Annotated in this window: 15 protein-coding genes; 11 read left to right on the top strand and 4 right to left on the bottom strand. The window is 49.7% G+C overall.

The window, feature by feature from the left end:
• Position 1: 1 nt before the first annotated feature.
• On the bottom strand, positions 2–1,318 hold the full coding sequence (locus tag QWU00_RS11045) for an outer membrane beta-barrel protein (RefSeq protein WP_035380056.1): 1,317 nt from the start codon (positions 1,316–1,318) through the stop codon (positions 2–4).
• Between the two features lie 375 nt (positions 1,319–1,693).
• On the opposite strand from QWU00_RS11045, the gene wbaP reads away from it, so the two are divergent.
• The 5 genes from wbaP to QWU00_RS11020 all read left to right on the top strand — a co-directional run bounded on the left by wbaP (position 1,694) and on the right by QWU00_RS11020 (position 9,010).
• On the top strand, positions 1,694–3,151 hold the full coding sequence (gene wbaP / locus QWU00_RS11040) for an undecaprenyl-phosphate galactose phosphotransferase WbaP (protein WP_035380053.1): 1,458 nt from the start codon (positions 1,694–1,696) through the stop codon (positions 3,149–3,151).
• 75 nt (positions 3,152–3,226) lie between these two features.
• Positions 3,227–5,458, top strand: coding sequence for a GumC family protein (locus QWU00_RS11035; RefSeq protein WP_035380052.1), 2,232 nt, complete (start codon positions 3,227–3,229; stop codon positions 5,456–5,458).
• 25 nt (positions 5,459–5,483) lie between these two features.
• On the top strand, positions 5,484–6,569 hold the full coding sequence (locus QWU00_RS11030; protein ID WP_035380050.1) for a glycosyltransferase family 4 protein: 1,086 nt from the start codon (positions 5,484–5,486) through the stop codon (positions 6,567–6,569).
• Positions 6,566–6,946: a hypothetical protein gene (locus QWU00_RS11025; protein ID WP_052051337.1), complete on the top strand. Its 381-nt coding sequence runs from the start codon at positions 6,566–6,568 to the stop codon at positions 6,944–6,946. The genes QWU00_RS11030 and QWU00_RS11025 overlap by 4 nt, the downstream gene beginning before the upstream one ends.
• A gap of 27 nt (positions 6,947–6,973) precedes the next feature.
• Positions 6,974–9,010, top strand: coding sequence for a glycosyltransferase (locus tag QWU00_RS11020; RefSeq protein ID WP_035380048.1), 2,037 nt, complete (start codon positions 6,974–6,976; stop codon positions 9,008–9,010).
• 73 nt (positions 9,011–9,083) lie between these two features.
• On the opposite strand, the gene QWU00_RS11015 is transcribed toward QWU00_RS11020, so the two are convergent.
• Complete coding sequence (locus QWU00_RS11015; RefSeq protein WP_304651040.1) at positions 9,084–10,100, bottom strand: glycosyltransferase family 2 protein; 1,017 nt, start codon at positions 10,098–10,100, stop codon at positions 9,084–9,086.
• Between the two features lie 298 nt (positions 10,101–10,398).
• On the opposite strand from QWU00_RS11015, the gene QWU00_RS11010 reads away from it, so the two are divergent.
• Positions 10,399–11,943: a flippase gene (locus tag QWU00_RS11010; RefSeq protein WP_035380043.1), complete on the top strand. Its 1,545-nt coding sequence runs from the start codon at positions 10,399–10,401 to the stop codon at positions 11,941–11,943.
• 55 nt (positions 11,944–11,998) lie between these two features.
• Here the strand turns inward: QWU00_RS11010 and QWU00_RS11005 are convergent, their stop codons facing one another.
• Entirely contained in the window at positions 11,999–12,961 is a 963-nt protein-coding gene (locus QWU00_RS11005; protein WP_035380042.1) for a hypothetical protein, read from the bottom strand.
• Between the two features lie 443 nt (positions 12,962–13,404).
• Here QWU00_RS11005 and QWU00_RS11000 point away from each other — a divergent pair, with 443 nt between their 5' ends.
• The 5 genes from QWU00_RS11000 (at position 13,405) to QWU00_RS10980 (ending at position 19,965) form a co-directional block, all read left to right on the top strand.
• The gene (locus QWU00_RS11000) at positions 13,405–15,087 is read left to right on the top strand and encodes a Na+/H+ antiporter (protein ID WP_035380041.1); all 1,683 of its coding nucleotides are present in this window, start codon (positions 13,405–13,407) and stop codon (positions 15,085–15,087) included.
• A gap of 174 nt (positions 15,088–15,261) precedes the next feature.
• Complete coding sequence (locus tag QWU00_RS10995) at positions 15,262–15,408, top strand: hypothetical protein (protein WP_156105414.1); 147 nt, start codon at positions 15,262–15,264, stop codon at positions 15,406–15,408.
• 23 nt (positions 15,409–15,431) lie between these two features.
• Entirely contained in the window at positions 15,432–17,888 is a 2,457-nt protein-coding gene (locus QWU00_RS10990; RefSeq protein ID WP_035380040.1) for a membrane-bound PQQ-dependent dehydrogenase, glucose/quinate/shikimate family, read from the top strand.
• Between the two features lie 65 nt (positions 17,889–17,953).
• Positions 17,954–18,844, top strand: a complete 891-nt coding sequence (locus tag QWU00_RS10985; protein WP_035380039.1) for a transporter — start codon at positions 17,954–17,956, stop codon at positions 18,842–18,844.
• A 149-nt stretch (positions 18,845–18,993) separates the two neighbouring features.
• A complete protein-coding gene (locus tag QWU00_RS10980) occupies positions 18,994–19,965 on the top strand; it encodes a helix-turn-helix domain-containing protein (protein WP_176364748.1) in 972 nt (323 codons plus the stop codon).
• Here QWU00_RS10980 and QWU00_RS10975 read toward each other — a convergent pair.
• Complete coding sequence (locus tag QWU00_RS10975) at positions 19,949–20,968, bottom strand: bifunctional enoyl-CoA hydratase/phosphate acetyltransferase (protein ID WP_035380037.1); 1,020 nt, start codon at positions 20,966–20,968, stop codon at positions 19,949–19,951. The two genes, QWU00_RS10980 and QWU00_RS10975, sit on opposite strands and share 17 nt — an antisense overlap.
• Positions 20,969–21,080 lie beyond the last annotated feature (112 nt).

The raw sequence follows: 21,080 nt of genomic DNA, 5'->3' as shown, positions 1-21,080 counted from the left end.
TTTAGAGCGTAAACTGAACCTTGATCAGAAAACGATGAACGGGAAACCGTCCACTCCCTATGGTACTCTGACTGCTGAAGTCATAATTAGCTGACAAACGCAGATGCCGGTTAATCAGCCATTCAGCACCTACTCCTCCTCCATAGAAAGATTGCCTGTTGCGTCCTTGGTACAGCACAGTATTTTCTACAAAAGCAGGAGTCGCCGGATAGTTCGCCCTCTGCATTTGCCCATAGGCAGAGAAAACTATATTTCTTCTATAATTATGCGTTATTCCTACACGCGCACCCGTAAACGTATATCCAACTATATTTTCAAAAGCACCATCATCAATTCCATGCCGCACACTCGCTGTAACAGTTGTCAGGCGCGTTGGTAACCACTTTAACTCTGCCTCGGCTATTGGGGAGTTAATCACGCCAAAAGCCGTAGCCCGATAACGCCGCGTCTGATAACCGACAACACCCCGAAATCGGATAGGACCATGCAGCCCGAAATCATAACCTGCCATCACAGAAAAGCCATTCGAATCACGGGACGGGGCGTTTTCAAGCTGCTTCTGATATCTAATTTGCATACCCTGCACCACCAGCAGAGCATGACTATCCTGGCGCAATTCATACTGTGTGGTCACACCCTGCGTAATAATCACACGGTCTCGGTAGCTTTGTGTCGGCTGAAATTCAGAAGGAGGGAAAAAACTAAAATGATATCTTTGAATTCCTCCTTGTGGAATAAAGCTTATTCTTCCATGCGTGGTGGCTGTATAACTTAGCCTTATATCGTCCACCTGATACGGAACAGGCCTGCTTAGAACTAAAGCCGCCATATCTGTTGGCATCTGAACAAGAGAAAGATGGGTATAGGACGCGCCCACAGTGTCATGACCAAAATCATGCACCCCCCCTATATTAGCGGTCCAATTCGTCCGGTTCTGAATGCTGCGGGAAGGATAACGCACGTCATCCACGCCAATATTACCGTGCAGAACATCGCGTTTTCCCCATCGGGCCACAGCACTCAGGTTCGCCTGCGTGTTGATAACCGCGCTGGATTTCCCTCCTAAAATTTTGTCAACATTGGTATCATATCCAATTGCTTCACCACCATCTGCATTGATCTGGAAAGGGCCAAACCGCTTGCCAAGAGGTGCATATTCTCCCATTGCTCGTATCTGGGCAGGCTCCTGCGCCAGATCGCCTGCGGCACTCCCTGCGGGGGGAAAGTATGTATCAATAACCTGAGCAACTGCGCTTCCGCCGCTCCACAACGGAACAGAAGCAGTCAAGCCCAGCCCAATGACCATTATTTTACGCACCAGACACTCTACCAATCATTCTGTGACGAAATGGACGGAAACATTTTTTACTGATGACGATTTCTAGAGACGCTTTTCTCTCCTTATCGAGAGAAAGAAGGCTAGTCTATAAATAAGGAAAACTTCCCAATTATAAGTTAACTTTCCTCTTTCATCCTTGCATGACTTCCCCAAAAAAAAGACATCACGTTTACGTTATTCGCCTTGATTTTTTTTTCTCATATCATGCAACCAACAGACAGGCCGCTGCGTATAGGGTTTGTTGTGGTCAGGTAGGCGAGCAGACGTGCTGCTCCCTGCTGGACCGTCATCCAATAAATCTCACACTATCAAATTTTTTGTGTTCGACATGTTCGGAATAATACGGAGTGTGTCATGGATGTTTACGGTTCCAACGCGGCAGTTGCCCCGTCTACCATTCTCACTGATCATGAGTCTTTCTTTTCCAAAGGTCGCAGGAGTCCTCCATCCTCCTCACGGAAAAACAGGGAGGCGCAAGTCATATGTGCTCTCTCATTAATCATAACGGACTGCATGGCTTTTACTCTTTCTTTAGCCAGCCAAAACATAGTATATAATGAGATTACATTTTACACAGAAAGCATACTTCCTTTTTATTTTATTATTTTCTCGCTTATGGCTGGATATTTTATTTACAAACATCATTATACAGACCGACAGCCATTTTGGAACGAAACGGCACAGGTGATTGGGGCGTCCCTTATGGGTGGAATAGCCTTTATTGCACTCTCTTGGCCTGATATCCCGCCTTTGTACACGTTCCTGCCCTTTCTGGTTTTCCCTTTTATTGACCTCTCTTTACGGCAAACAACAAAAAGACTTTTGAATCAGGTGGGGGTATGGCGCCTCCCTGTTTTACTCATCGGGGAGCCTGAAGCCTGCGCTCATGCTATCGAAGTTTTTTCCAGTGAGCGTTTTCCAAGTCTTCGTTCTGTAGGATGTCTCTCTGCCACTCGTTTATTAGAAACATCTGTAGAAGACCTGAAGTATCGCTTACTCGAAACTCATGGTGCGGCAAAACTCATGCTGGTCCTGAATAGTCAGGATCCATATAGCCATGCCGTCATAGAACATATTACCAGAACACGGTTGTCTTTTTGCCTGATGTATTCTGTCTCTGGGCTACCACTTGATTACGCATATCATTCTTATTTCAGCCACGATGGTATGATGATGACATTCCAGAGTAATCTGGAAAAACCATTTCATCGTTCGGCAAAAATGGCGTTGGACCTGTTTGTTGCGTCCTTGATTTTAATCGCCATTTCACCCATTCTGGCCATAATTTATGCGTTAGTTCGCATGGATGGCGGACCCGCCATTTTTGGCCACACCCGTATTGGCCGGAATGGTCGCCCCTTCCGGTGTCTAAAGTTCCGTACAATGGTTATGAATGCAGATGCCGTATTGGCTGATCTTCTTGCCCATAATCCAGAAGCTGCCACAGAATGGGCTGCCACTTACAAACTTACATCTGACCCCCGTATTACCCGCATTGGCCGGATACTCCGCAAGACCAGTCTGGATGAACTGCCCCAGATCCTGAATGTTCTGAAATTGGATATGAGCCTTGTTGGCCCACGTCCTATCATTACAGCAGAACAGACCCATTACGGAAAAGATATCGCTTATTATACTGCAACACGTCCGGGCATTACAGGGCTATGGCAGATTAGCGGACGGAGCGACACATCCTATGTGCAGCGTGTCCAACTGGACAACTGGTATGTCCGGAACTGGAGTTTGTGGCGCGATATTATCATTCTAATCAAGACCATTCCGGCGGTCCTTACACAAAAAGGGGCTCGGTAAAATAATGCTCCAGCACTCCCGCATTTTTTCCAAACCAACCTTAATCTCACCATACTTTGTGAGAGGATAAAAGCGATGAACACGCTGCAAATTCCATCACCCTATAACGGGCAATCGTCATTGCCTGTGGTGGCCCAGCAGGTCTCGCCCTTGCATGCCTTCAGTATCATGAACCGGCACAAGGTTACGATTGCCGTTGTTACTCTGGCTATTGCCATTCCCTCTGCAATCGCTATTTTTTCCATGAAGCCTTATTATGATGCGTCCTCCATTTTGATTGTAGGAACCCGGCAAGCTCCTTTCCGAGACCTCCAAGCGACCGTCGCCTCGCCGGAAGTCGATACCGTTGCGGTGAACAGTGAGGTCAGCATCCTGCGTAGCCCCACAATCTCCCGGGCTGTGGTTCAAAAGCTGGACCTGACCCATGATCCTGAAATTCAGGCAAACCTTAGCTACGTACCGTTGAGCAAACGCATATCCAATACCGTAGCAAGCCTTTTCACACGCCCTGCTCTACCAGAGCCAATAACAGAAAATGAACGTATCCAAGCTGTAAGTGACCTTTTAAACAAATGGGTCTCCATTCTGAACGATGGGCGTTCCTACATTATCACCATCACCGCCAGCACGGGTGATGCGCAAACAAGTGCGCGCATTGCCAACGCCTATGCGGACGTTTATCTCGATTTTAAAAGACGCATGAAGGTTACCGCCACCTGGCAGGCTAATGCTCTGCTGGATGAACAAATTGTTCCCTTGCGTGAACGTCTGCGCAAGGCTGAACAAGCGGTACAGGCTTTCCGTGAAAAAAATGGCTTGATCGCTGCTGAGCTGGAACGCGCACCCGTAGCCGGCACGGAAAACAATATGAGCGGCGGCGCCACGGTAACAGACCAGCAGTTAAGCCAGATGAACCATGAGCTTATGATCGCTCGTGGAGATCTGGAAGCGCACCGTGCGCGATATGCAGAAATCAGTAGCGCAATTAAAAATGGAAGTCTGGATAGTATTCCTGAGGCTGTTTCCTCACCACTGATTCAACAATTACAAGCGCAGGAAGCACAGGTTAGCAGCCGGGCCGCCAGTCTGAGCCAGGTTGTTATGGATGCCAATCCCGAACTCCAGTCTACACGCGCGGCGGCAACGCATATCCGTAGCCGGATAGGGGCCGAGGTCCATCGCATTGCGAATAGTGCGGCCAAGGAGCTGGCAAGCGCTCAGGCGCGAGTGAACGCCCTTTCTGAACAGGTCAATACCCTGCAGAAACAGGTAACCGCGGAGAACGAAGCCGATGTCACACTCCGCCAGTTGCAGAGCGAGGCAACGGCGGCCCGTACGGTTTATCAAGATTATCTTGGCCGGTTCGCGCAGACATCAACCCAGGCGGAACTGCAGGTTGCTGAAGCCGATCTGATTTCACGTGCAGAAGCGCCTCTTAAACCTCAAGGGCCGCCGCGCAAACAATATATGGCCATCGCGTTCCTGTTTGCACTGTTGACGGGAGCAGGATCAGCTCTCGTGATTGACCGTGTTCATAAAGGGATACGCAGCCTGGACGAACTGGACGCTATCCCGGGACTTTTTGCGCTGGGGCTGGTACCCGCTTTTACCGGCTCCCTTATGCGGCAATATGGCTCTGCCCAGCGCTCCGCTTATATTGAAACGGTAGATTCCATCCGTAGTGTTCTATCGTTCGGCCATAGCCGTTTTCGCGCCAAGGTTGTTCTGATTACCTCGGCAGAACAAGGAGAGGGCAAAACAACTTTTGCGCTTTCCTTAGCAGCCAATACAGGCCGCTGTGGCCAACGGGCTTTGGTGATCGATTGTGACATCCGCAACCCTTCAACCATGCGCATACTTGGCGCGCTCAGAGTGGCACAGAACAACCAGATGCCCGTTGACCCTCTTATGGCCGGTCTAGAACGGGATGTGCTGCCCGGTGTTGATATTCTGACACCTGATGCCATCCGCCACCATGGCAACGGAGCTATGCTCTTGCCCGAAGAGCTGGGGCGGATACTGACGCATGTCGGATCACAGTATGACATGATCCTGTTGGACACGCCTCCCGCTCTTGCCTTCCCGGATGCCGCCATTCTGTCGCGCCAGAGCGATGGCGTAGTGCTGGTGGTAAAGTGGGGTCATACATCGGCATCCACTCTCACGCAGGCCTTACGCACGCTACATACGTACGATGCCCGCACTTTGGGTGCCGTCCTGACACAGGCGCCTCCCAATAGTCTTGGAAAAGCCGAGAAACATCCTTTTCATATCTACAAACGCTACGGACTTCTGGCATCAAGCTAAAAATCTCTGATAAGGAAAGTGTGCGTTGGTAAGACCAGATATTTACGTGAATGGACGCTTTCTGACGCAGCCTTTAAGTGGCGTGCAACGGTTTGCATTAGAAATCAACGCGGCATTAGCCCACGTGAGTGTGGCAAATGGCTACTCGGCTCCTGTGACATTAACACCAAACACTGTTCTTCTTGAACAGAAGGTGAATGAATACCCTGTCCGCGCAGTAGGCCGTCAACGTGGGCAATTATGGGAACAGTTTGAACTTCCTTGGGCTACACGCAAAGGTATTTTGATCAATCTTGGCAACACGGCCCCTCTGCTTGGTAGACGCCACATCGTCATTATTCATGATGCGGGTGTTTTTAGTCAGCCCAATTCCTATTCCTGGAAATTTCGTACATGGTACCGTGTTCTTCTAACCTTGCTGCGCTATAGCCGGGCTCATTTGATAACGGTCTCCCATTTTTCGCGTAGCGAGCTCTCCAAATATCTACGCATTCCCGCAGAACAGATTTCTGTTATCAGCGAAGGTGCTGAGCACATAAAAAGCCAGGCTGCTGATGGTTCTATTTTGAAACGTCACTCTTTACGCTCTCAAGGGTATGTGCTCGCCGTCGGCAATCTCGCCCCTCATAAAAATCTGGCGCAATTGAGCCATCTAGCGGACGCTCTTGCTCAACGCGGTACTCCTCTTGTTATCAGCGGTAGCGTGAACACAACAGTTTTCAGTGATCACGGTAAACAGACACTGCCAAAGGCTGCTGTCTATGTCGGGCGCGTGAGTGACAAAGAATTACGTGCTCTTTATGAAAATGCAGCCTGTTTTGTCTTCCCGTCCCTTTATGAAGGCTTTGGTCTGCCCCCACTGGAAGCCATGCTCTGCGGCTGCCCTGTTGTTGCAGCCGACATTCCTGTCTTGCGCGAAATATGCGGTGAGGCTGCGTATTACGTCAACCCGCATGATCCTGAGGCCATTACCCGAAGCGTTCTGCATATTCTTGATACCCCCATTCAGGCACAGGAAATGCGGCAGGCGGGATTATCGCGTGCAGCAGCCTTTACCTGGGAAAAAGCAGCACGCTCTCTTTTGCAAATTACGGAGGCAGTCTTTTCATGAAGAAAATATTTTCACGCTGTCGAAAATTTTTTCTGTTTTCTATTATTTTTTTTGGTTCTCTTTCTTTGATTCTCAGCCATGCTGCACGCTCAGAAACCGTAGAGCAATCGATATGGTGCAGTATCAATGACCCCGCCAGCGAGCGTATCTTTGTCAGTAGCCCTGTCCGACGCCCTCTAACATCCCGCATGGCTGTCATGGATTATGGAAGTCGCTTTGCACGCACAGTCAACTCACGCTTTGGTCTGCACGTTGTTCTGGTAGGAAACCATTGTCATGCTTTTCCTTCCAGTTATCACGCCACCACTGCCTATACCGCTCTTATTTCCCGGATGGCTGATCAGAATTTCAAAATCGTTTCAGTCAGTATTTTCTAATAAACCTTCCGCTCAGGATCATGCTTCATGCCCCCTCCAGCTTCTGCTCCCCTTCGTGTCTTTGTCCAACTCAGTTATGGATATGGAGCAAGTGACTGGCATACGCGGTGGAAGAAAGGCGAAATACCAGGCATTAACGAGCCATATGCATATGGGTATTACCGGGCGGCCGGACCGGAAGCCACTATTATCCATTCAGAAGATAAAGCGGAAAATTTATTTAGACGTCTGATCCGTTATGGTGCCCGTCTTATAATCGGTTTTGATTTCGTCCATGCATGGCATAATCGAGAAGGCATTCTCTCTGCAGATGTTGTCTGGACACATACCGAAGGCCAAGCAATGGCTGTATTGCTGCTGTATCGTTTAAATCCTCACAAAGCTCATCCTCCACTGATTGCACAAAGCATCTGGTTGATGGATAGATGGCCTCAACAACCCTTCTGGCGAAAACTGATTTCACGCTCTCTGCTCTCCCGCGCGGATCTTCTGACTTTTCATTCCCCTGAAAATCTGAAAAAAGCAGAAGCTATCTTTCCAAACAATAGATTGGAATGCGTGAAATTTGGCATCCGAGCGGATGAAATTAAACCGTATGCTCCGCTTCCCTATACACCCGGCGATCCCATTCGTATTCTGTCTCTAGGAAATGACCAGGATCGTGATTGGAAAACCCTGATCAAAGCGACAAGCCACCTTCCAGACGGTCTATCGTGCCAAGTCACAATTGCTACAACCAAAAAACTGAAGCGCGCAGACCACGTAACACGCGTTGCCGCTGCCAATAATGATCAGTTACTCTCCCTGTATGATAAAGCCCATATTGTGGTCGCTCCTTTGACCCCAAACCTTCACGCCTCTGGCATTACAGTCATTCTGGAAGCAACACTGCGCGGCCTTCCTGTTATTGCAACGGACACAGGTGGATTACGGCATTATTTTGATGGTCAGTCTGTCTATTATGTACCACCGAGGGACCCGGCCGCGTTAAAACAAGCTATTCTCACGCTTATGCATGCCCCTGAACAACGAGCAGACATGGTAGAAAAGGCTCAGGCACGTATTCGCAGCGACCTGAACTCCCAAAATTACGCAGAAAAACACCTCAGCCTGTCTCAGGAAATTACAGCAGAACAGCCTTCTCTTTCCGCAGTCATACCTCAGAATGATAGAAAGAACGCACAGGATCAGAAAATTGTTATTGCGATCGCCACCTGTGGACGCGCTGCACTTTTAGAGGAAACAGTTCTCGAACTGTTTAAACAAAGCCATCTACCACACAAAGTTATAGTATGTGCCCCAACCGAGGATGACTGCAAAGGGCTTGTGCCAGATTCACGGTTACATATTCTGTACGGGCCCCGTGGTGCATCTCATCAACGGAATGCCATACTGGACCATGTGGAAGAGGCTGACATTATTATTTTTTTTGACGATGATTTTCTTCCTGAGAAAAATTATTTACGTGAATGTGCTGGAGTATTCTCTATCCATTCGGATATTGCTATCGCGACGGGGCGAGTGCTTGCAGATGGTGCGAAAGGACCGGGTCTCAGTCTCGAAGCAGCTCGTTCCATCATTGCAAAAGCCCCTCATCCTGAAGTAACAGACCTTCCAACCATAGAACCAGCATGGAACGGGTATGGATGTAACATGGCGTGCCGTTTTTCAATTATTCAGGAGACGGGACTCCGTTTTGATGAGCGCCTTCCTCTTTACGCATGGTACGAAGATATTGATTTCTCTCGCCGGGCTGGACGCTTAGGGCGTGTTGTAAGGATCAATACCGCTAGAGGCGTGCATATGGGCAGCAAAACAGGGCGCACCCCCGGCAGGAAGCTCGGTTATTCACAAGTTATCAATCCAATTTACCTTGCACACAAAGGAACTTACCCGCTTGACCATGCCTTACGTAGTATCGCACGAAATATGGGCATGAATATCTTCCGGAGTATTCGACCGGAACCTTATATTGATAGAAGAGGACGAGTAATCGGGAATTGGCTCGCCGTACGGGATATTTTAGCCGGGAAAATTTCTCCTGAGAAAATACTAAGTATGTAGGAAAGAAAAAGCACAAAAGGTATAGAATAATATTTTGTGCCACCATTTCCCCATAGCTGTTCTCCTTATCTACTTAGGAGCTATAGCGTTTTTTAATAAGGACGCGAGCAAGCCGATCTGGCGCCAAAAGTGTCACTATGGACCAAGCCATTATAAGAAAGCGATCTGATATATTCTGGAACCCGCTACGGAACAACACCATAAGACTATCCAGAAACGCACGCATTCTGCCGTCACCAGGAAGAGGATGCAATTCTGGCGTTAAACGGAGTGACGCAATACGAAATTGTAGGAAATTGCTTCCATGAAAAAGAATTCTTATATCAGGTGGTGATAGATTTTTGAGAGCACACGCGCGCTGTGCTGCTTGGAACCGTTTTAATCCTCGTGCAACTTCCCTGCTATAGTTTGTCTCCCTTGCTGTCATCTGGCTATCATTTGCACCGTGCATTCGGTATAAAACGAGTGGCTTTGCAATAGTGACAATGTCTCCCATGTACGGAGCCATAGCGATACAGGTTGAATCCGTAAACGCATCATATGTCTCATCAAGTGGAAAGATAAGTTCCAGAAAGGTGCGAGACCATGCGTTTCCTGAAGCTGGAGGACTTGGATATTCAAAAGAGGCATTTACCCAGGTCCGTATCTGTTCTGGCGTGGGTGAAGAATGATATTTGGGAATGGTGCGCCCGATAGGAGCCTTATTTGAATCCACACGTTGCATAATCACCTGGACTTTGCTGAGACCTTCCCGCCAGACAGAAGCCACTTCTTTCAACATACCAGGAAGCAAGATATCATCCGAATCCAAAAAGATGACCACTTCTCCAGAACTTCTTGAAAAACCAGTGTTATTAGCTTCTCTTTGACCGCGATTTTCTGTAAAAACAGAAACAATCCTGTTGCCAAATGATCGTATTATATCGGGCGATCCATCAGTAGACCCGTCGTCAACAACAATAATTTCCTTATTGGGCCAGTCTTGATTCAGAGCACTTTCAATCGCCTCCTTTACGTAGCGTTCATAATTATAGTTTGGTATGACGATTGAGAATGTTATATTTTTTTTCATCACACGAGGACTTTTCAAAAATTCCTAAAGAACATTAAACCCTTTGTAAGATTATTTTCAATAAATAGAAAAAATATTCTCACCTTCCTCCATATCCATCAGAGCAACTTCAACCTGTCCGCCTCGTTCAAACATGATGAAATCCGTTTAACAAGAGAAAGGAAATGCTCTGTGAGAAAAGTATGATATCAGAGGGCAATCACTGTCTTGAAAAAAATATGAACATTAGAATTTTGTGCAAAAAATAAGAAACATATATTATAAAAACATACTTTCCCTAGAAAACTTTCCTCTAAACAAGCAGGACCTCAGCGTCATGACACTTACGGACCGTGCAAACCTGACACGCATGCGCACTGTTCTGTTTAATTCAGGATGGAATATGTTGGGCCGGATCGGGCCCGTTGCCATTGCCGTTCTGATTACCCCTTATCTGGTTGCAAAATTGGGCCTCTCACGATGGGGAGTATTGACAATCGCCCTCAGCCTGATTGGTACATTTGGGATATTCGATTTCGGACTCGGCAGAGCATTAACACGGGCAATAGCAGAACGTATTTCAGATGGAGAAGATAAAGAAAGCGCCACGCTAACCCTGACAGGAATTCTGACGCTAGGCGTTTTTGGTCTTGTAGGGGGTGGATGTGCAGCCTTCTTTGTACGGATATGGGTCTACAATGGGTTAAAAATTCCTGTTGAGTTGCAGCACGAAACCGTTGTTGCCATGTGGGTCCTTTGCGCCACGGCACCGCTGGTCATGATGAATGCCGCCATGTGGGGGGTGATGTCCGCCTATCAGGCATTCCGTAACGCCAACCTGTTAAATATTCCCATATCCGTTCTGTATTATCTTGCCCCTCTTTTGATCTTGCAGGTGTGGAACAGCCTTGTAGGCGTTATGCTCATGCTGGCGCTTTGTAGGCTGGCTATGACGATCGGGTATGCTTTTATCTGTGTGCGTCTTATGCCAACCCTTTTAACCGCACGGCCTTCATTCAGTTTACTTCGTCCATTGTTTCGCATTGGCGGATGGATGACCATCTCCAATTTGATGTTTCCCATATTATCCTATATGGATCGTTTCATGATTGCGACTGTACTTTCAGCCGCAACAACGGCGTATTATACAACGCCGTTTGATGTTGTTGCTCGCCTTTCCATGATCACGTTGGCTGTCAGTAGTACTGCCTATCCTGCTATGGCGGCTTCCTGGCGAAAAGACACACTCACCACCATCACTCTTTATCGTAACAGCATCCTGACAGTTGTATGCCTGTTATTCCCGTTCTGCTTTCTGGGCTCCCTTTTCAGTCAGGATATTCTTGGCTTTTGGGTCGGGCCAGATTTTGCACATAATAGTACGGTTATCATGAAGTATCTGAGTATTGGCGTCTTTTTCTTCGGAATAGATACCGTTGCCGCAGGGTTTCTGGATGGCATTGGGCGGGCGGAAATCAATGCCATCCTTTCCATTGTAGAAGCATTACTCTATGCCCCCTTTCTACTCCTGTTCCTGCATTGGTTTGGTGTGAATGGAGCAGCTTTTGTCTGGGCAGGACGAAGCATTTTTGATAGTGTTGCACGAATAACAATTGGCATTCGTCTTTACCCAACACTCTCTTCCGTTGTGAGACATCTTATGCCAATGGCTCTCACTGGGCTAGGACTATTGATTTTATCACTTCCCCCCACGCAAAACCTGCTGCGTATTGGAATTTTCCTGGTTGGTTTTCCTTTGTTCTACGGTATTATCTGGATGTATTCGATCACTCAGGAGGAGAGAACTTCCGCCTCTCACACCCTTACACATTTGTGGGTTTCTGGACGCAAAAGCCTCTCACGTGGCCGTATGGATGGTTAGATCATCTTCTTTTAAACTTAGGTTGGATAATGTTCTTTATCTTTCACCAGCCAATTTATAGTGGGGTCGCTATTTTTCTGAAATCCTGACCGTCCCATGTAACCACTTTTCCAGGGCCACATACAGCTCCCTTTGTTCCGCCAAACCCATAAAGTGTGGCTGGAATCTTCATATTATTGTATGGAAGACTAGTTTCAACATAGCATGGCTGTTTGGGATTTTTTGCATCCCATCCGTCCACTGTGATGGTTGAGCCCGGACTCATATAAAGTGATCCAGCAGGTACCCCGACGAGAGCGGACAGGACAATTTCAGGTTTCTCCGTTTCGGAATTTTCAATGTGACCTGTAAAGGACGTAGGACCTCTCAAAATCATTTGCTGAGTGTTGAAATCAAAACTGGTACCTTCAAAGTCAAACTCCCAGCATGATTCCTCATCAATTCCGGCGATAGCATTGTTATAAATGGTTCCACCAACAAAAGTTGACCGCTCACCCGCATTATATGCTCCCGGCTGCGTGTAGATGCCAATATTACCGTTGCCAATGACAACATTGAACATATCCACCCCCCATACATTGTCTCCAAAAGAGAGACCGCGATTGAACCCTTGGATGGATACGCTGGATAACGTAATTTCAGCATTAATATTATGGTTCTGGTTATCAGTGTAATTCATGGTTATCCCATCAATGGATTTATTTCCATGGAGCGTAATATTTTCCAATCGATGTATGCTTTCCTGTTGGGCTCGAGGAAAACCTTCTTGTGAAACATAAAAACAGGTGCCACTTTTCATAATACATTCGAATGTTCCGTTTCTGATCGTCACCATATCCGGATTGATTTTTAGCGGACGTGTTAGGGTTTTGGTGGCACCTTGGAGATCAACCAGGCAGCTACGCTTCCCTGCATAGCAACTGTTCAGCGTATCTTGCAGATCTGCGCTATCATCAGCCAGAGCCGTCGCAAACGGCAGGAAAAGACCGAACGTTGTCAGGCACAAAAATGTTTTCATTGAAAACTACCTTACAATTAGAAGCACACCTCCTTCTGAGAAGAAAATACCCCCTCGCTTGTGGGAAAAGGAGCATTTGGTGTGGCTTCAGAAAGTGGGTGATACCAGATGTATCTGAAAACCCACCTACTGCCCTAAGTTCCCCTTTTTGCTGGAAAATCATGTTTTGGTGAAAGGCTTCTCCCAAAAACCATGGCTTCTGCTTTAATGAAGACTTCCCAATAAAATGCATACTCATTGCGCTCTCACACATTCGCGTGATGGAGGTGCAAAATAAAGTCTGCGGTGAATGTCCTAATCCTATGTCCCTGCATCAAGGTGGGGTTGCCGCTACCGCACATCGTTATTGTGACTTTTTTTCTACATAATGTGACCCTATAGCCGCATGACTTTCAGTATGGCTTAGCCTGATGAGTGTGTTGGGGACGGGATAACAGAACTTAATGAATATTTTGTTTATTGTGCTGGCCTTGCTGACTGTTACAGGTCTGACCGCTTTGCTGGCAAAAATCTGCCGCATTCCCCTCCCTCTCCCTTTGATACAGATTGCCATCGGTAGTTTGACGGCACTCGGCGGCTTGCAGGTTGGCTTTGATCCAGACATTTTTCTTCTCCTGTTCATCCCCCCTCTCCTGTTTGCCGATGCGTACCGCATGCCCATGCGCGAGTTCGGGGAATTACGAAATGTCATTATCTTTCTTGCGCTGGGGCTGGTTGTTTTCACCACTATCGGCTGTGGCTACTTTATTCATTGGCTTATCCCGCCCATTATTCTGCCCGCCGCTTTTGCGTTGGCGGCCGTTCTCTCCCCCACGGATGCCGTTTCCGTTGGCAGCATGATTGAAGGCGGAAAAGCCCCCGCCCGGGTTGTACATATTCTGCACGGTGAAGCCCTGCTGAACGATGCATCAGGCCTTGTGTGCTTCAAGTTTGCCGTTGTCGCCGCCATGACTGGAATCTTCTCTTTCCAGCATGCCCTGGCGGTTTTTTGCGTCATGTCCGTGGGGGGCGTTCTGATCGGGTGTGGTCTGGCCTGGGCCGCCTGCCGGGCGGAGCACCTCTTGCTCGTGCGCGGATATGATGATGCCCCGACCCATATTACGCTCGCTATGATCCTGCCGTTTGCCATCTACCTTATTGCTGACAGCTTGCATTGTTCAGGCATTCTGGCTGCCGTAGCAGGCGGCATGACCGTAAAGTTTACCGGCGTGATGAACGAGGCCACTACAGAAACACGCCTGCGTGCAGCAACTGTGTGGGACATGGTGAACTTCACCTTTAACGCCGCCATCTTCCTCCTTCTGGGGCTGCAACTACCGCAACTGGTGCGCAACGGCTTTCAGCTTGCACGTGAAGGAGGCGTTTCCCCCTGGAAACTGCTTGTAGCCATTCTCCTGATCCAGCTTATCATGAGCGTGACCCGTTTTTTCTGGATCTGGCTTTCCACTACTGCTCGCCGCATCATTGCCCGAATACGGCACCGCAATACGGTCATCCCTTCCCTCCGCACCATGGCGGTCATGACCGTGGCAGGAACACGAGGCGCTTTGACACTGGCAGCCATTCTGTCTCTTCCGGTTGCAACTACCGTCTCAACCGGCTTTCCGGGCCGCGATCTTCTGGTAACGCTCGCAGCGGGGGTGATCATCTGCTCACTGCTTCTGGCAAGCCTGACCATGCCGCCGCTTCTGGCGGGTCTGGCTCCTGATGATAATGATCCTACCCAGCGTGAACTCAACGCCATGCGGATCGAACTGGCTGAGGTCGCACTCCATTTTCTTCACAAACAGCAGAACGATCTGGCACTTCAAGATGAGAACGAATCGCATGATCTGAAGCAGGAAGCTATTTCGCGACTGCTCCACGAATATCAGGATATGCAGAGGCGTCTGGATGATACAGAAGCCGCAGAAGACGAGATAAGGCTGACTGCCATTCGGGAAAAACGAACGGAATTATCCTTACGGTTCCATATTATCCGCAATATGCGAGAGCTTCTGCATAAACGTGTTGTTGAAAAACGCATTAACGATGAAACAGAATGGACAATTCGTCAGGAACTTGACTTTATGGAACGAGAACTTCAGATTGAAGCCAAAGCGCTTCCTCCTGTTCATGACATTTAACGCATTGTTTTTACTATCTTCTAAAAATAACTCACTTTCATTTTACTTACAGAGAAGCACGTTCAGGACACTCCCGAAGAGCCCCGGAAACGCCGAGAGAGAAGGCTTCTGATCGCTCGCCTTCCGCAGGCTGACGGCGAAAAAGGGTATAAGGTCTCCTGGAGTGTCTCATCCGTGAAACAGTTCCGGTTTTTTGCTACAAACATCGGTGACCATCCCTCTTTCAGTAGTGACAATTTCGGGGCACTTCCTGTTCATCAGACACGCTGGTCGCTGACAGACGTGGAACTGATTGCTTCACAGGCTGCTCTGGCCGATTGAACACACTCTGAGAGAAACACATCATGCAAGAGAGTAATAAGGGGTTAGTTTCCATAATAACCTCAGCCTTACTGACTCTTATTGGACTATTCCTGTTCCTGGGAGGGGCTGAACTGCTCTTCCTTGGTGGGTCCTGGTTCTATATTCTGGCAGGCGGTGTACTGCTTGCCATTGTCTTCAGTAGCTTCAAGAACCCCAAACTGGCAGCCCGCCTGTATGCAGCCCTGCTGCTGGTGGCCACTGTCTGGTCCCTTTTTGAAGTGGGCTTCAATATCTGGGGGCTGGAAGTCCGTCTTCTTACCCTCATTGGCCTTGGCGTCTGGTTGCTGCTGCCTTGGGTATGGCGCACCGGCGCAAGCTGGCTTACCGATAAACGCGAAGTGCTGGGTGCGGTTGCCGTCTCCAGCCTGGTCGTTCTGGCAAGCTGCTTCTCCTCCTATTCCATCAATGGCAGTTTACCGGCTGACCGCATGAATGCGCAGGGGCAGAGCGACCAGGCCTCCAATGGTGAACCGGATGGAGACTGGAGCGCTTACGGCCGCACCGTTGGAGGAGACCGCTATTCTCCCGTTGGGCAGATCACGCCTGCCAATGTCACCCACCTGAAACGGGCTTGGATGACGCGCACGGGTGACGTTCAGCAGGCCGGAGAAGGCACTGTTGCAGGTCCGGACCAAGGCCATGAGTTCAATCTGGAACTCACCCCCATCAAGGTTGGAGACACACTTTATATGTGTACTCCCCATAGCTGGGTGATGGCCGTTGATGCCGCAACAGGCAAGATCAAGTGGAAGTTTGACCCCAAGCCGAACACAGCGGATCTGGACAAAAACGTCTATCTGGCCTGCCGTGGGGTGTCCTACTATCACATCCCCGATGAAATCCAGACAAGTTGCCGCAACCGGATTTATTCCCCGGTAGCAGACGTGCGCATGGTGGCCGTAAACGCGGAAACCGGCAAACCGTGTGATGATTTTGGGGACCACGGCTTTATTTCCCTCCGGCAGTATCTTGGCCATGTGCCGCTGGGCTTCCACTTTGTGACCTCCCCGCCCATGGTGGCTAAAAACCGGGTGATCACCGGCGGCTGGATTTTTGATAACCAGGCAAACTTTGAACCCTCCGGCGCCATTCGCGCATTCAACGCCACCACTGGCGAAATTGAATGGGTCTGGGATGCTGGCCACACACCGGAAACCTGGAAGCCCGGCCCGGATGATGTGTTGACACGCGACACTCCCAACGCGTGGGGCGTTTATACGGCAGACCTCAACCTTGGTCTGGTTTACATTCCCACCGGCAATTCCCCGCCGGACAACTGGGGTGGATCACGCCGTCCGTTTGATGATGCCACATCCTCCGCCACCATTGCGCTTGATATTGAAACCGGCGAACGCCGCTGGACGTATCAGACCGTGCATCATGATCTGTGGGATATGGACATTCCGTCTGGCCCCTCCATGGTTGATCTGCCAGGACCGAATGGGGAAACTATCCCAGCCCTGGTACAGAGCACCAAGCGCGGGGAATTCTTTGTGCTTGACCGCCGTACCGGCCAGCCGGTGCCCGGTTATCCGGTGGAAGAAAAACCGGTACCCACCGCTGGCATCGCCCCGGATGACCGCGTATCTCCCACGCAGCCCTACCCGACAGCCATGCCTTCCCTTACACCGCCTGACCTGAAAGAAACGGACATGTGGGGTGCCACCCTGCTGGATCAGATGATCTGCCGTATCGAGTATCGTCAGTCCGCTTACGAAGGGCAGTTCACACCGCCGCATGTTGGCAAGACAACCATTGTCTATCCGGCATTCTATGGCGTGGTGGACTGGCAGGGCATTACCATTGACCCGCAGCGCAAAATTCTGCTGGCCAATGCAAGCTACCTGCCGTTCCGCATCCGGCTGGAAAAACGTTCGACGCTTGAAAATTCCGGCACTCTGCCGAAGTGGGATGGCAAGGGTGAAGAACCTGCCGCCAAAGGAGATGCTCTTTCCGTCTCCCCGGATTATGGCACGCCTTACATTGCTTACACCAACCCTTGGCTGAACCCGCTCCAAATTCCTTGCAAGGGGCCAGTATGGGGCACGCTGACGGCCATTGACCTGGTAACCAAGAAAATTGTCTGGCAGCACCCTGTTGGCACAACGCGGGATACGGGGCCTTTCCGGACCCACAACAACCTGCCGCTGCCTACCGGGATGTATAATATTGGTGGCAATATTGTAACCAAAGGTGGCGTGGTGTTCATGGGGGCTACAGCAGATGACTATCTGCGCGCCTTTGACCTTTCCACCGGCAAGGTGATCTGGCGTGACCGTCTGCCCGCAGGTGGTCAGGCAACACCCATGTCCTATGAGATTGGCGGCAAGCAGTACGTTCTGATTGCAGCCGGTGGCCACGGTGGCCTCGGGACAAGAAGCGGTGATTACATCATAGCTTATACGCTCGACGGTGCTCAGGGCTCCAACGCCCAATAAGCAGACTTATTGCGGGGCTTCCGGCTTCTGCCGGGGCCCCGTTTCTTTTTACGGAAATTCTTCTCATGCATCTGACAGAAAAGCCGGAGCGGCTCCGCTCTCTGCTTCGTTTCGTCATACCCGGCATGGCGCTGGTTTATGCATCTTCAGCCCAGGCAGCAGACATTACGCTCGGGATTATCGGCCCGCACGAGTACGATCTGCCGGTTGATTTCAAGCCCTTCAATGTTCTTGTGCAGTACGGCAACGGAAATGCAGCAGGCAACACGTATAACAGCGTAGGCCAGCGCGAAGCCCGTGGCGGCAGCCACACCTGGTCCGGCATGACCAAATACGTGCATTTCCGCAGTTTTGACGCCATTCCGCACGTAGGCTTTGCGTTTGAGCTCATTCAAAGTGAAAGCTTCACGCTTGCAGATGGCTCAAATTATGGTGGGTTCGGACCGACCATTGTAGGACCCGCAGCGTGGTTCAAGCCCAATGCGCACAGCACGTTCGGGTTTCAGACTTTCATGCAGACACCCGTTGGCACACGGGATGCAACATCCCCCAATTACTGGTCCAACATTTCCAGTTTTATCTTTGATTATGAGTGGAAACATTTCAGCTTTGATGGCGATGCAGGAACTGTTACCGGCTCCACCAAGCATGTCAAAGGCCAACACAGTTATTTTCCTGGCGTTGTATTTTACTCCAACCTGCGATTCAGTTGGAAAGCCACCCAAAAAATAGAACCTTTTCTGGCATTTGACTGGCAGAATGTTACCGGAACATATGATAATACATCCGGGCACTATCTGGATAATTCAAACAGCCGCGAAATTGCCATGGGACCGGGTCTCATGTTCAATATTTCGAAGCATGTCTCCTTTACCGGCCGCTACTCTCATTCTCTGGAAGGACGCAATACCCCTGAAACCAACGCATATTATATGAAGTTCGTGTATCTCTGGTAGGAAGCCTTTTCAGCCTCACCCGTTCTCTGCCACACACAGAATTTTCTTTAAAATCGGCAAGGAGATATAGTAACAGGTAAGTCAAAGCTCAAGAAATGGTCTCTTTGCTCCAGCAAGGAGGATAAAAAAACGAGTTGGCTGGTAACTGCATGAACGGTAAACAAAAACCTCTCTCTGAGACGGAAAGTGATATTCTTCCTGGCCGTACTGCCTATCCTTTGACATCCGTGAATGCGCCCTATGTTCAGCAATCCTGGCAACGTTGTATGTCAGCCTATAATCTGGACCCGGCACAGGGATGGACAGCCGATGTCCTTTCCAGCTCCGAATTCCTGCATATCAGTGGCCGCTCCGCTGTTCTGTTAAAATCCGCCATGGGCGAGATGCGCAGGCTGTTCAAGCTTGTACAGGGGATGGGCCTTATGGTGCTGCTGGCTGATCCTGATGCCACCATTCTGGCGCGCTGCGTGGATGAAACCCATCTTTCGGTCTGCCGCCGCCTGTATCTGCGGAAAGGTGCCATCTGGAACGAGGCTGCAGCAGGCACAAACGGCGTTGGAACCTGCATAAAAGAGAAATGCCCGGTTTTTCTGGGGCAAGGCGACCACTGGCGCTTCTGTTTCTCTCTTCTTGCCAGCTATGCGGTGCCTGTATTTGACGCGCAGGGACAAATTGCAGGCGCACTGAACCTTGCCGCCCTGAGCGGCAACACCACCCGCCCGTATGCCGCCCTTGTCACTGAAACGCTGATGCTGTCAGGGCGCCGCATTGAAGAGCAGCTTTTCCGCACCCGCTATGAGGGAGACAGAATTCTCACGCTTGGCCCTGCGGAAGACTGCTCCTCCCCGTTGGTTGCCATCAACACCGATGGTGAAGTAACCGGCGCAACCCACGCTGCTCGCACCCTGATGGGATGGACTGATGACATGATTCAGGACCACCCTAATCTGCTGGCCGAACTGGATTCTGAAGGAACTGTGAGTTTTCAGAAAGCGGAAGAAAGTGTTGTCCGTTCAGCTCTTGCGGCCTGCCAAGGCAATGTGAGTGCCACCGCACAAAGTCTGGGCGTAAGCCGGGCAACCCTTTACCGAAAAATGAAAGCACTCAACATTTCTCATTGAGACCCGTGCGCGCCAGATACTCCGCATACACTGCGCCCACCGCAACGGAGACCAGACGCGCCTGAACACTATCGGCCCGGCTCGTTAGCAGAATGGGCACTTTTGCACCAAGAACAACACCTGCTGACTCTGCATGAGACATGAAAATCATGTTTTTTGCCAGCATGTTTCCTGACTCCAGATCAGGGGAGACAAGAATCTGGGCGCGCCCTGCTACGGGAGACTCAATGCCCTTGATCTGCGCGGCTTCCTTGTTGATGGCATTATCCATAGCAAGAGGACCATCCAGAACGCCCCCCAGTATCTGTTTCCGCTCCGCCATCTTGCACAAGCAGGCGGCATCCACCGTGCCGGGAATTTTAGGGTTAACAACCTCTACAGCAGAAAGAAGGGCAACACGGGGCTCTCCCAGCCCTAACCCGATATGCAGATCAATTGCATTTTGAACAATATCGCGTTTTGCTTCCAGGTCCGGAAAAATATTGATAGCCGCATCTGTTACAAAAACCAGATCATCATAGTCAGGAAGAGCCAATAAAAAAACGTGGCTGATACGGCGGCTTGTCCGTAATCCTGCTTCAGGCGCCACAACAGAATGCATCAGGATATCCGTATGCAGGCTCCCCTTCATCAAGGTACGGAGGCGACCTTCCTTGACCAGAGACACAGCCCGCGCCGCGGCAGCCTCCGGTGTAGGCATATCAATAATGTCCGCCTTTCCAAGATCACGATTGGAGGCTTTTGCCAACGCGGTGATAATTTCTTTATCCCCGATCAAAACTGCCTGCATGAGGCCATGTTCCCCTGCCTCCAGCGCCGCTTCAAGCGCATGCTGTTCACAGGGCCAGACCACACCGACTGGTATAGGGGATGATAGTTTGGCAGCTTTCTCTATCAGATTTTCAAAAACATGATGACTTTTAAAGCGGGACACCACTGTCATATCCGCAGCATCCTGAATGTAGCATTTTGATACTCTTTTTGCAGAAAAGACATCAGTCATGATTCAACTTTCAGGAAGTGGTTACGTTCTGAAGATAGACTACCGTCAAGATACGCCGATATTCTATCAGGATAAACCGTGTCTGTTCTGGCGCAGCTCCCTGCGCTGCCAG

Origin of the sequence: Acetobacter tropicalis (genome assembly GCF_030644465.1) — a bacterium.
GTDB lineage: Bacteria > Pseudomonadota > Alphaproteobacteria > Acetobacterales > Acetobacteraceae > Acetobacter > Acetobacter tropicalis.
This window is presented reverse-complemented; position numbering and strand designations above follow the sequence as displayed.